We start from the raw sequence: 13341 nt of genomic DNA, 5'->3' as shown, positions 1-13341 counted from the left end.
TAAAGTTGCCTACAGGGATTTTCCTTCAAAAAGCTCCGGGTCAACGCTGGTGCCGTAGAGGTAGGTGCCCCAGTGCAGGTGCGGTGCGGTTGAGATGCCGGTGTGGCCGACTTTGCCGATAACGGTTCCGGCTTCGACAAGCTCCCCTTCGGAAACGGTAATGGCGGAGAGGTGCATGTAGATGGAGGTAACTCCCTGGCCATGGTCGATGATGACCGTGTTGCCGTGCACCTGAAATCCCTCTTCGACCCGTCCGGTGAGCACGACTCTTCCTTTTGCGGTGCTTATTACCGGTGTTCCCTTTGGTGCTGAAATATCAATACCCTTGTGGTAGCTCTCGACCGGTCCGCCGTTGTAGGAGCGTTTAAGTCCGAAAAGGCTGCTTGTCTCTCCTGCTGCGGGGCGCATGAACCTTCCGGCAAAGAGCTGTTCGGGTGTTTCGGTATGCAGCGCAGCCTTGACTTTTGTTAATTCAGTTTCCGTTGCCTTGAGTGCTCGTTTTGTGGTGTCAAGCGTGATCTGCTGGAGCGGTCGGTTATTCGGTATTACCCTTAGCGTCAGGCTCTTTTCATACACCCCCTGACGCACCAGAAGCTTCCAGCTGCCCGGCTGGGCGAGGTTTTCGACCGGAAGGAGTGCTCTCCAGGAGCCGTTCGGCTGGTGGAACATCCGGAAGCTGCGATCCATAAAGCGGAGTTCAGGTTCGGTGTGAGATCCTGTTACCTTGACGACAAAAAACTGGCCCTGAGCTCTTTCGCTTTGCGCAACACCCAGTTGAAATGGCTCTTCACCGTTTCCTGTTGAAGGAATGGTGACGGTTGCGAAGAGAATGAGGAGAGTGAAAAGCTTCATCATGGTATGCGGGTTCAGCTCGGCGTTTAGAGCAGGGTAAGGTCGTAACGTGCTCTTCCTTGCTGATTAAAGATCACCATCCTTTCGCGGTAGAGCTCCACGGTACCAAAGCTGAATTCGGGATGCTCCTTCCGGTTTACAAAGGCGGGAAGCACAATAAAGTGTTTGCCGTTCTTCTGCAGGTAACCACCGTAATGATAGTGTCCGCTGATGCAGGCTTTAATAGCGGGCGAGGCGGCAAGCAAAGCGGCAATTTCGCTGTAGTTCCAGAGGAGTCCGTGCTTCTTGTCGGTTGTTTCCCGAAAGAGCGGAAAGTGGCAGAGGGCGATGGCCTGCTCACCGGCCAGTTCAGCGGTAGCAAGCTCGTTTTTCAGCCACGCTTTCTGCCGGAAGCCGATAGCGCCGCAGTAGTCGTGTAACCAGGGGTCAACGTCAAGGCGGTCACGGTAAAAATCGAGACTCTCCCGGTCTTCCGGAGTTTCAGGGGTGTTGAGGACCGAAACCTCCATGCCATGAAGCACGATAAACCGGAACCCTTTTGCCGTAAATGAGTAGTATGGTCTGCTCATTCCGAGTGCTGCGAGCAGCCTGTTTTCGGCTATGGCAAGGCAGTGGTTGCCGATAACATGGCGGATGGTGCCCGGAAACTCCTGCATGATGGCCAGAACCTGACTTAGCTCATCCTCACAGTGCTCTTCACTTCCCCTTATGCTATCGCCGAGCTGCAGCAGAAAATCAACATTATTATTTCTGCTGCTCTCGATCCACTTTCGAAGCCCTTCGGCCTCTCCGGCATTGCTCCCGGCAGCGTAGTGTATGTCGGTTACAACTCCAAACCGGACAAGCGGCTCACTCCCGGAGGAGGGCATCAGAGCCTCCTTTTTGCATTACTGTCGATGCTCATCAGTCGCTGAATTCAGAGAGGTAGTGCTCCATAAACTCATCAAGATCACCATCAAGCACGGTTTCAACGTCAAAGCGCTCGTAGTTGGTGCGGTGATCCTTGATGCGCCGGTCGTCAAGAACATAGCTGCGGATCTGGCTTCCCCACTCGATTTTTTTCTTTTTACCCTCTATCTCCCGCTTTTTGGCATCCTCTTCCTCCCGCTGCCGCTGATAGAGCTGTGCCATAAGCATTTTCATGGCGCGCTCCCTGTTCTGGAACTGTGAACGCTCCTCCTGGCACCCGACCACAATTCCGGTCGGAAGATGCTTGATGCGAACAGCGGTCTCAACCTTGTTGACGTTCTGGCCGCCCTTGCCGCCGCTGCGGAAGGTCGAGAGCTCCAGATCCTCCTTGCGGACCTCGATCTCAACATCAGGAGGTGCTTCAGGATAGGTGTAGACACTGGCAAAGGAGGTGTGCCGCCGGGCGTTGGAGTCGTAGGGCGAAACCCGAACCAGCCGGTGCACACCGTTTTCGGCTTTCAGGTAGCCGTAGGCATAGGCGCCCTGGATTTCAAGCGTAGCCGTTTTGATGCCCGCTCCGTCACCCTCCTGATAGTCGTCGGTATAGATTTTAAACCCTTTGCGTTCCGCCCACCGCATATACATCCGATAGAGCATTTCCGCCCAGTCCTGGGCCTCGGTGCCTCCGGCTCCGGCATGAATGGTGATGAGCGCATTCCCCGCATCATCCTTGCCTGAAAGCATGTTTTTAAACTCAATGGCCGCAATCTCCTGCTCGATTTCAGCAATGGCGGTCGAAAGCTCATCGGAGAATGATTCATCCTCAAGCTCGGATGCAATTTCCAGCTCATCGAGGCATACCTTCTCTTTTGCTGCGAGCTTCTCGTACCCTTCGGTCCAGGTTTTATGCTCGTTCAGCTCCTTCAATATCTTGTGGGCCTCTTTCTGGTCATTCCAGAAGGCCGGGTCAGCGGTTATTTTTTCAAGATCCTCTACTTTCTCTTTGCGCTGATCGACGTCAAAGATACCCCCGTAACTGTTCCAGGCGGCGGTGTATCTCCTGCAGTCGTTCTTTTTGTGGTTCAAACATGATGGCTCTGTAATGTTGGATTGTATAATAAATCACCCTCAGAAAACCGGTCAAACCTTACCGGCCGTTGCTGTGAAGTGTTCCGTAAGCTTCGGGGTAAAACGATCATGAAGATGGTTTTGTGACCGTTGATCCTGCGGCTACCCTAAAGGAACAACATTTTTTTTGAGAAATCAAGGCAGCCCCAAGGTTGATCATTTACCATACTCTTTGAAATTAGCAGAGTATCTGCGCAAAAAAGTAAGGGAGTTTTCCTATTTTCCATTCTGTTGAATAACAGGGGGCAGCATCGGAACGCTTAGTACTTTTTTTCAGAAGGTCAAGTTTCCTGAACAACTGCTTTATGTCCGGGATTCCCCCGGTTTCCAACCAGAAATTCTGAAGATGAGCAAAGCATTCCGCCGGACTGTACTCAACGCTGTCAAGCTGGAGTTTGACGGTCGCCAAAGGGTGATCATAGAAAATCTCTCACCCGAACTTGACGGGGGCAAATACCCGGCAAAAGCTGTTGAGGGAGGGTTTATTGTTGTTGAGGCCGATATCTTTGTCGATGGAGCCGATACGATCTCTGCGGAGCTCTGTGCGCGGCCATCCGGCACCTCTGACTGGCATCGATCACCGATGCACCCGATTGGCAATGACCGCTGGTCAGGGAGCCTTGACGTCGGCAGCCCCGGCAGTTATGAGTATACCATTGAGGCGTGGGTTGACCATTTCCTTACGTGGCAAAAAGGATTGATTAAAAAAACAGAGGCCAATCAGGAGGTATCTCTCGACCTCCGGATCGGCGCACTCCTGATTGATGCAGGGGTCGCCAGATCGACCGCTGCCGATGCAGAAGAGCTCAAGCGCTATGCAGCTGCCGTTCGCTCCGGTGAACCCGCAGAGTCCGTCAAGGCGGTGCTTGACACCCGGCTTGCAGAGCTTATGGCGCGCGCTCCCGACAAGAGCTGTGCTACGCTTTACGAAAAAGTACTCCTTCTCACTGTTGAGCAGAAAAAAGCAGGATTCAGCTCATGGTACGAACTCTTCCCCCGATCATGGGCTTCAGAGCCGGGCCGGCACGGTACCTTCAGGGAGTGCAGCCGGATGCTGCCGATGATAGCCGGAATGGGGTTTGATGTACTCTATCTCCCCCCGATTCATCCGATTGGCTACGCCAAGCGCAAAGGCAGGAACAATGCCCTTGTTGCCGCTCCCGGAGAGCCGGGAAGCTGCTGGGCAATCGGCAACAGTGATGGTGGTCACAAGGCTGTTCATCCGGAGCTCGGCACCCTTGAGGAGTTTACGGAGTTTGTAGCTGAAGCGGAAACGCACGGTATTTCCGTGGCTCTCGATATTGCCTTTCAGTGCTCGCCCGATCACCCATGGGTGAAGGAGCACCCGACCTGGTTCCGCTGGCGTCCTGACGGAACGGTGCAGTTTGCCGAAAATCCCCCAAAAAAGTATGAGGATATTCTCCCCATCGATTTTGAGAGTGCTGACTGGCAGAACCTCTGGGTTGAGCTGAAAAGCATCTTTCTCTTCTGGATAGAGCGGGGTGTAAAGATCTTCCGTGTCGATAATCCCCATACCAAGGCTTTTCTGTTCTGGGAGTGGGCTATCGCCTCAATCAGGGAGGAGCATCCCGATACGGTATTTCTTGCCGAGGCATTCACCCGACCGAAACTGATGGCCCGTCTTGCCAAAGCCGGATACAGCCAGTCCTACAGCTACTTTACCTGGCGCAATACCAAGCATGATCTTCAGGGTTATCTCAATGAGCTGACAACCTCCGGGCTGGAGCATTTCATGCGCCCGAACTTCTGGCCGAACACGCCCGATATTCTGCCCGATGAGCTGCAGAGCGGAGATCGCATAAAATTTATTATCCGGATGGTGCTTGCCGCAACCCTCTCCTCCAACTACGGGATGTACGGGCCGGCCTATGAGCTTTGCGAGTATCTGCCTGTTGCCGAGGGCAAGGAGGATTATCTCGATTCGGAAAAGTATGAGATCAAACAGTGGGATCTTGACCGTCCGGGCAATATCCGGGCGGAGATCACCAGGGTCAACAGGATCCGGAAGGATAATGCAGCCCTGCAGCAGACCGCTGATATTACCTTTGTGCAGATAGAGGCTTCGGCAGGGCGCGAGGATGACTATCTCATGGGTTATGTCAAACGGACGGAAGACAACAGCAATATCATTCTTGTTGTGGTCAATCTCGATCACTCAAATACCCGAGGCGGATGGCTGCGCTTTCCGCTTGAGCGCTTTGCGCTCTCGCACGATCACCCGTTCAGGGTCGAAGATCTCTTGAGCGGCATGAGCTACGACTGGAATGGTGAGTGGAACTATGTGGAGGTGAACCCCGGGAACATGCCGGCGCATATTTTCAGGTTAACGCTCGGCTGATTCCGTATTTTTTAGAGCAGAACATTTTTTTATCAATTATCACTGTATAGCACACCATCATCATGTATCAACCCGAATTCCTTTGGTACAAGGACGCAATTATTTACGAGGCACATGTCAAAACCTTTTTTGACAGCAACAATGACGGCATTGGAGATTTTCAGGGATTGCGACAGAAGCTCGGTTATCTGGAAAGCCTTGGCGTAACCGCCATCTGGCTGCTTCCGTTTTACCCCTCTCCGCTTCGCGATGATGGCTACGATATTGCTGATTACATGTCGGTCAATCCCGACTACGGTACGATGGAGGATTTCAGGGAGTTTCTTGATGAAGCGCACAGCCGCGGTCTGAAGGTTATTACCGAGCTGGTGGTGAACCACACCTCCGATCAGCATGCGTGGTTCCAGCGTGCAAGAAAAGCACCGGCAGGCTCTCCGGAGAGAGATTACTATGTCTGGAGCGATGATCCGAACAAGTATTCCGGGACCCGCATTATCTTTCAGGATTTCGAGGCTTCCAACTGGACCTGGGATCCTGTTGCCGGCCAGTATTTCTGGCACCGCTTCTTCCACCATCAGCCGGACCTGAACTTTGAGAACCCCGCAGTGCATCAGGCGCTCTATGATGTGCTTGATTTCTGGCTCGGTATGGGTGTTGACGGACTCCGTCTCGATGCCGTGCCCTATCTTTATGAAGAGGAGGGGAGCAACTGTGAAAACCTTCCGCGCACCTACGACTACCTGCGCAAGCTTCGCGCCTATGTTGATGAGCACTACCCGAACCGCATGCTGCTTGCCGAAGCCAATCAGTGGCCGGAGGACTCCGCCGCCTATCTGGGCGAGGGTGATCTCTGTCACATGAACTTCCACTTCCCCCTGATGCCGAGAATGTATATGTCTCTGGCTACGGAGGATCGCTTCCCGATCATCGATATTCTCGACCAGACACCGGAAATTCCGGAAAACTGCCAGTGGGCGTCTTTCCTCCGTAACCATGACGAACTGACCCTTGAGATGGTGACCGACGAGGAGCGCGACTACATGCGCCGCGTCTATGCCAATGATCCCAAGGCGCGCATCAATCTCGGCATCCGCCGCCGTCTTGCCCCGCTGATGACCAACGACCGCCGCAAGATCGAGCTGATGAACATCATGCTCCTCTCTCTTCCCGGTACTCCTGTGCTCTACTACGGTGATGAAATCGGTATGGGCGACAACTTCTATCTTGGCGACCGTGACGGTGTACGAACCCCCATGCAGTGGAACTCCGACCGGAATGCAGGATTCTCGCGAGCCAATCCCCAGCAGCTTCTCCTGCCGGTCATTATTGATCCGGAATACCATTACGAAGCGGTAAACGTTGAAGTGCAGGAGAGCAATGTCAACTCCCTGCTCTGGTGGATGCGTCACGCTATTGCCACTGCCCGCCGCTACAAGTCGCTCAGCCGCGGTACCATCGAGTTTCTGCAGGTCAACAACCCCAAGGTATTGATCTTTATCCGCCGTTTTGAGGATGAGACCATGCTTTCGGTCATCAACCTTTCGCGCAACGCCCAGGCGGTCATGATAGACCTCTCCCGGTTTGAGGGCTACATTCCCGAAGAGGTGTTCAGCCTGAACCGCTTTCCGAAAATCCGCAAGACGCCTTACATGGTGGCACTCGGCTCCTATGGCTACTTCTGGCTGAAGCTTGTTGAGGATACCGAAAAAGTTGCAGGGCGGCCTTTCCTTGAAAAACCCTTTGCTTCCGTTTCGCGCTGGCCGGTTCTCTTTTCGGGAAAGAGCCGCGAACTCCTTGAAACCGAGCTGCTGCCGCAATTCTATAATGCGAGCCGCTGGTTTGGAGGGAAGGCTCGCAACGTCATGCGCATCAGCATTGTCGATACCATTCCGGTGGAAGGGATGGCGCAGGCCAAACTGCTCATGACAGAAGTCCGCTACTCCAGCGGTGAGAACGATCTCTATCAGCTTCCGGTCTGTTTTACTCCGCTCTCTGCGCTCAATCAATCTGACGACAACTTCCACAGAAGGGTTATTGCACGAGTTGTGGTCGGTGATGCCGAGGGCTACCTGTGTGATGCCACTTTCGATAACCGCTTCCTCAACTGCCTTTTCCATCTGGTGACCGGCAGGGAGGGCTGGACCGGAAAGTCAGGCCGGGTATCAGGAACAAAAGCGGTAAAAGCGGATCTCTTTTTCGATAAAATATCCGGTCAGGAGCCGGAGCCGACACTGATGGGTGTCGAGCAGACGAACACCTCGATCAGGTTTCATAATGAGCTCTCCTTCAAACTCTATCGCCGCATTGAAAACGGGGTCTCACCGGAAGTTGAAATGTGCAGTGCGCTCAGCGACAGGACAGCCTTTGCCAACCTTCCTCAGTATCTCGGTTCGCTGAACTATGAGCAGAGCCGCAGCCGCCGCTACTCACTGGGCATTCTGCAGTGCTTTGTCCAGAATGAAGGGGATGCATGGCAGTTGTCGCTCGCCCATCTCCACCGCTATTATGACGATGTTCTTGCCAAAAGAAGTTCCGGTGTTGCTCTGCCGCCACTGCCGGCTCTGAGCGGTGAACCGGTGAAGATTCCGCCGCTTATGCACGAGCTGATTGGAGAGGCATATCTCCGCATGATTGAAAAGCTTGCTGAACGGACAGCAGAGATGCACCTCTCACTGGCATCGCTTGAGAGTGATCCGGCATTTGCTCCCGAAGCCTTTACCACACTCTACCAGCGTTCCATTTATCAGGCTATGTGCGAGCAGGTAAAACGCTCCGTGATTCTGATCCGTGAGATTATACACCGCCTGCCTCAGCCACAGCAGGAGCTGGCGGCACTCTATGTACAGAAGCAGGACGAGATTATCCGACAGTTTGATCCTGTCCGCCTGGAGAAGATTGATACCCTGAAAATCAGGATTCATGGTGACTACCATCTCGGCCAGGTGCTCTTTACCGGCAAGGACTTTGTTATCATCGACTTTGAAGGGGAGCCTGCCCGTCCGGTCTCTGAGCGTAAAATCAAGCGTTCGGTTTTCCGCGATATTTCAGGCATGCTTCGCTCTTTCGATTATGCCGCAAGCAATGTGCTGATGGAGAGTCAGTCGGCTATCCGTTCCGAAGACCGTCAGGCTCTTGAGCCCTGGGCCGACCGCTGGAGTTTCTATGTCGGGCAGCACTTTATTGACACCTATTTCGAAAAAACCAGAGGAAGCGAAATTGTCCCGCAGGAGCCTAAACAGCGTGAGCATCTTATGCGAGCCTATCTGATGAACAAGGCGGTTTATGAGCTGAATTATGAGCTGAACAACCGCCCTGAATGGGCAGCTATCCCGCTCAAGGGTATTTTGAAACTTCTGGAGCTCTAACCCCGTTGCGATGAAGGCCGGGAGAGAGCCATAACGGCTCTCCCGGCTGTTTCACTTTTTTTTCAGGTGCGCGCTATGCAGGAGTACTCCTTTCAGACAACAATCAGCGCAAGATATCTTCTCCAAACGCCCTCAGCCTCAGGCCCGGTTCCACTTCTTGTGGGGTTTCACGGCTACGGAGAACGGGCTGAAAATGCACTTGCCCTGCTCTCATCCATTCCCGGTTCCTCCGGATGGCTCTGCTGCGCAGTTGAAGCCCTTCACTCCTTTTATCTTCCCGACGGGAGTGCGGGAGCAAGCTGGATGACCGCCAGAAACCGTGAAGAGCGTATTGCCGAGAATGTTCGCTATGTTGACGGGGTTATCGACCGTATAAAAGAGCAAATTGCTGTGCAGAACCGGCTCGTTTTTCTCGGCTTTTCCCAGGGGGTCGGCATGGCCTGGCGTGCGGCGCTGCTTGGCAGGCACCGGGCATCAGCTCTCATGCTGCTCGGTGGCGACATCCCCCCGGAGCTTGACCTTCATGGCTGCACGATGCGGGTGCATCTGGCGAGAGGAAACCGCGACAGGATCTACTCACAGGAGCAGTTTGAGCATGATAAGGCAAGACTTCAGCATGCTTCGATCCCTTTTTCGGCAATGCTGTTCAGCGGAGGCCACAAAGCAGAGGGGGAGTATTTTTCCGAGGTATCGGAGTTTCTTTCAGCGGAGTGAACGCCGGAGGGAAAAAAACAGTTACCCATTCTGAGAACTGTTGAACTCATCTGTTTTCAATACTATATTAGCGTACGATCAATCAGCATTCACCACACTCCCGCAAGGAACCGGTTGCATCCTGCCCTTGAATGATCATGTAACGGCGGATAAGAGAGGGGTAAAGAGCTCGGCTGCACTGAACGGTTTCAGCGTTGCGTCTGGATATATGTTGAGTTGTTCCGGTTTATTCGTGCATATTTTTACTCTTTGCCTCCTGTGTTGAGAAAAAAAAGATAGTTACCTAAAAAGATCTAGAGCTGTATCCTTATGGTTGTTGTCCGGCGTCGCTGGTTTCAGGCCCCCTGGGAGTTCAGGGAGGCATTTCTTGTTACCGCAATGGTCATTGTTGCGGGTTTTTTTGTTGAGTATCTGGGCGCAGGGGGAGGTATTCCTCTGCTCCATCTGCCGGTTAACGCCATAGCCCTTGTGATTTTCGCTCTTATGGTACTCGGTGCAGGCCTGGCGTTCAGGAACAGCGCTGTTGTCCAGTGGCTGGGCGGTATCCCCCTCGGGCTTGCTCTTATTTTTGCAATTGCCGTGCTCTCCCTGATCGGAGGTATTGTGCCTCAGGGAGATGCTGTTGCCGGTTCACTCTCAGCCATGCTGCGGATAAACCAGATTTTTTCAAGCTGGCCTTTTTTTCTGACGGTGCTCTTTTTTCTTGCCAATCTCGGCCTCGGTCTCTCCTGGAAGCTCTTTCCGTTCAGTATGAAGAATCTTCAGTTTATTCTTTTTCATGCCGGTTTCTGGCTGGCACTCTCCTGCGGTATTTTCGGCAGCACCGATCTTCAGCGCTTTGTTGTACCGATTGAGATAGGAAAGGCCAATAACCTCGGTTATTCCATGAACAGTGATACCCCGCAGCAGCTACCTTTTTCCATTTTTCTTCAGAACTTCTCCCTTGAAGAGTATCCTCCCCAGCTTCTGCTCTATGATCCGCAAAACGACAAACTTCTCGTTGAGCGCTCACAGGCAATTATTCAGGTTCGCAAGGGTGTAACGGCATCATGGAAGGGTGTGGAGGTTGAGGTTGTCGATTATCTGTCCTATGCACTTCGCGGCAGTGACGGCGAACCTCAGGCTGCTGACCGAAAGGCGGGCATGCCGTTTGCCAAGGTCAGGATCAGCTCCGGCGGGGCTCCTTTTGAGGCATGGATCAGTACCGGCAGTCCGATGCTGAAGCCTGAGGCCGCTGATCTTGGCGGGATTCTGCTCATTATGGTTCCCGGATCGCCGAAGTCCTTCAACTCTGCGGTATCCATTCAGGGCGAAAACGGTGAGCAGAAAACCGCAACGCTCGGAGTTAACCAGCCGTTATCGTTTAGTGGCTGGAAGCTCTATCAGATGGGCTATGATGAGAAAATGGGCAAGTGGTCCCAGCTCAGTCTGATCGAAGTCATCCGTGATCCATGGCTTCCGGCGGTTTATCTTGGTTTATTTATGATCATGGCGGGAAATATTCTGTTTTTCTGGAATGGCATTAAACATTCAGAGGTTGCATAATGGTAATTGATTTTAATACTGCGGCCATTCTGGCCATGGTCTGCTGGACAATCGGTTCACTGCTTGATCTCTTGTCGCGCAAAAGCGCAGCCCTGAAGCTTCCGGCTTTTCTGATCGCATTCGGGGGGACGATGGTCATGGTGGCATACATTGCCATCTACTGGAGTTTTCTCGGTCGCCCTCCCCTCAGAACTCTTGGTGAAACCAGGCTCTGGTATGCAGCCCTGATTCCTCTTGCAGGATTTCTGGTTGAGTACCGCTGGAAAATTTCCTGGCTGAAGTACTACTGTATGGCGCTTGCGGGATTTTTTCTGGTCATTAATCTGCTTCATCCCGAAGTGTTTGACAAGACACTCATGCCGGCGCTCCAGAGCCCCTGGTTTATTCCCCATGTTGTGGTCTATCTTGTCGGCTATGTGCTGCTTGCCGCATCTTCGGTGGCCGCACTGCACAATGTCTCGCTTCAGTTGCGCTCCAAAAAAAATGATGCCGGCGAAACGGCTGCGCACTATCTGGCTCTGCTCGGCTTTGTGCTACTGACCTTCGGCCTCATTTTCGGTGCGCTCTGGGCCAAGGAGGCATGGGGCCACTACTGGACATGGGATCCGAAAGAGACATGGGCGTTTCTCTCCTGGCTCGCCTATCTGGGTTATCTTCATGCATTCCGATACAAGATTGACCGAGGAAAACTCCAGTGGTACCTTGCACTCTCTTTTATTGTGCTTCTGGTCTGCTGGTTCGGTGTAAACTATCTGCCTTCGGCACAGAACAGCGTTCATACCTATACGCAAAGCTGATCAGGTAGATTACCAATACTGTTAGTGTTCAGAGAACGCGGTGCCGGTAAGAGCTGGGCAAAGCTTTTACCGGCCACTATCAGCACTTTTTTTTATCCCTTTGTTTGCCTTGGTTTTTTTAAGCTGATAGATATTGTGTATTATAGTTTTTGCGTAGGAGTACGGCTTTGATGATTTTCTACTGCTGAAGAAAATCCCGTAGAGGCGATCTTTGTTTGCTCTAAATCAGAACGCGATGCTGTTTACCCTAAAATGCGGGATTGTTATCCTGTTTTTCATCTCCCTGTTCAGCAATGCGCTTGCCGAACAACAGGTTGCAGTAAGCACAAAAGTTACGATCTCTATTTCGGAATCTGCGATTCAGTATTTTAAAAAGCAGCGAATGGCGTCAGTTAAAGCAACGCCTGACATGACCGCTCCTCTTCCCGCAGTACAGGACTCCTCCGCTACCCCGTCCGGGAGACTGGCAACTTTTCCTGCTTTCCTTTAGTCACCCGCTATTACTTTTCAGCCCTCTCGGATAACTCCCCATGCCGTTTGATTGCCGATACAGCACATTTTGAGACACTTCATAACTATTGCCTGCGCCGGGATTGCGTTATATTTCATCTCGTAATGGGTCTCGTAATAGATGGAGGTTTTTGGCTTGCAAAGCGGTTTTCACTCTATTATTATCACGATTTTCGGGGAAAAAGTGGCCATAAAACCGGAAAATTTTATGTATCTATACTCAGTATATGTCTTATAAAACGATACGATTTCATGAAAATGAGACGGATTGTCACCGCTGAACTGTCTCATGCGCTCTGTTGTCGTTTCTACGGCAAGAAAATATTCGGGATTCGTGATATGAACATAAACCCTTTTATTGTAGGCTTTTATTCTGTTGTTCTTTGAAAAAAGAGTTGAGAAAACAGTAATTCTGATCTCTTTGGCCCGATAGTTGATGATTATGAGTAAAAGGGCAAAGCCCTGAATAAACATGAATCATGGACTATATTGTAAACAAGGGAAGAGGAATAGATATCATGAAACAGCTTAAAGCAATCAGGATTACGGCTCTCATAGCAGCACTTTTCGGAGTGTGGGGAGTGCCTTCGTCAGCACGAGCCGATGATGACCACCATTCGGATTCAATTTCCAGATCGGGAAGATCCACCGTTACGGTCGGGATGCCCGAGTATCTGGTTCTGCATTACTACAGCGCAGTTGCCCTGAATCTCTCGGCTACATCGTCAGGCGTGTCTCAGTCAGGGTCAGTGTTATCGGCAACCTGGACAACACTCGGCGATACCTCGCAGATACTTGCCGCATCAGCAACAGAGGTTGGCCCGTTATCGGTTAATGTCACGCTGAAGAACGCATGGGCAATTGCCGGTCTCTCCAAAAGCGGAACGGCGACGGTCTCGATTACCGGAACGGATTTTTCTGCAACAAGAACAGGCTCAACCTCAAAAATCGGTGTTACCGGCTACACACTCTCTTCAACCAATGGTGTGAGCGGAGCGGTTTCAGGCAGCACCATCACCATGAAGTTGCGTGGAGTTACCGGCCAGACTTCGAGTGTTGGTGATGTACGGATGAATCTTAATTTTATGGATACAACGGAATCCGGTGACCATGTAGGATCGTTCACGATTACAGCACAAACCATTTAACGGTCAGGTCGTAA

9 protein-coding genes are annotated in these 13341 nt (G+C 52.1%); 6 read left to right on the top strand and 3 right to left on the bottom strand.

Annotation, left to right across the window (positions count from 1 at the left end; all coding sequences use genetic code 11):
- Positions 1–9: 9 nt before the first annotated feature.
- From CFERDRAFT_RS02885 to prfB, 3 genes are all read right to left on the bottom strand, one after another.
- A complete protein-coding gene (locus tag CFERDRAFT_RS02885) occupies positions 10–855 on the bottom strand; it encodes a M23 family metallopeptidase (RefSeq protein ID WP_006365704.1) in 846 nt (281 codons plus the stop codon).
- 23 nt (positions 856–878) lie between these two features.
- On the bottom strand, positions 879–1721 hold the full coding sequence (locus CFERDRAFT_RS02880; RefSeq protein WP_006365703.1) for a metallophosphoesterase: 843 nt from the start codon (positions 1719–1721) through the stop codon (positions 879–881).
- 34 nt (positions 1722–1755) lie between these two features.
- A protein-coding gene (gene prfB, locus CFERDRAFT_RS02875; protein ID WP_198002385.1) for a peptide chain release factor 2 occupies positions 1756–2851 on the bottom strand; the annotation gives its coding sequence in 2 pieces (ribosomal slippage) (positions 1756–2781 and positions 2783–2851; 1095 coding nt in all).
- A gap of 384 nt (positions 2852–3235) precedes the next feature.
- On the opposite strand from prfB, the gene CFERDRAFT_RS02870 reads away from it, so the two are divergent.
- From CFERDRAFT_RS02870 to CFERDRAFT_RS02835, 6 genes are all read left to right on the top strand, one after another.
- On the top strand, positions 3236–5248 hold the full coding sequence (locus CFERDRAFT_RS02870; RefSeq protein WP_006365701.1) for an alpha-1,4-glucan--maltose-1-phosphate maltosyltransferase: 2013 nt from the start codon (positions 3236–3238) through the stop codon (positions 5246–5248).
- A 62-nt stretch (positions 5249–5310) separates the two neighbouring features.
- Positions 5311–8613: a maltose alpha-D-glucosyltransferase gene (gene treS / locus CFERDRAFT_RS02865; protein WP_006365700.1), complete on the top strand. Its 3303-nt coding sequence runs from the start codon at positions 5311–5313 to the stop codon at positions 8611–8613.
- Positions 8614–8688: 75 nt separating this feature from the next.
- Complete coding sequence (locus tag CFERDRAFT_RS02860; RefSeq protein WP_006365699.1) at positions 8689–9327, top strand: alpha/beta hydrolase; 639 nt, start codon at positions 8689–8691, stop codon at positions 9325–9327.
- Positions 9328–9636: 309 nt separating this feature from the next.
- Positions 9637–10872: a cytochrome c biogenesis protein ResB gene (locus tag CFERDRAFT_RS02855; protein ID WP_006365698.1), complete on the top strand. Its 1236-nt coding sequence runs from the start codon at positions 9637–9639 to the stop codon at positions 10870–10872.
- Positions 10872–11669 (top strand): cytochrome c biogenesis protein, encoded by a 798-nt coding sequence (locus CFERDRAFT_RS02850; RefSeq protein ID WP_006365697.1) that lies wholly within the window; start codon positions 10872–10874, stop codon positions 11667–11669. The genes CFERDRAFT_RS02855 and CFERDRAFT_RS02850 overlap by 1 nt, the downstream gene beginning before the upstream one ends.
- Positions 11670–12658: 989 nt before the next feature.
- The gene (locus tag CFERDRAFT_RS02835) at positions 12659–13327 is read left to right on the top strand and encodes a hypothetical protein (RefSeq protein WP_006365696.1); all 669 of its coding nucleotides are present in this window, start codon (positions 12659–12661) and stop codon (positions 13325–13327) included.
- Positions 13328–13341 lie beyond the last annotated feature (14 nt).

This window comes from Chlorobium ferrooxidans DSM 13031 (assembly GCF_000168715.1).
In the GTDB taxonomy this organism is placed as follows: Bacteria; Bacteroidota; Chlorobiia; order Chlorobiales; family Chlorobiaceae; genus Chlorobium; species Chlorobium ferrooxidans.
Note: the sequence above shows the minus strand (reverse complement) of the source record. Positions and strands in the feature narration are given on the sequence as shown.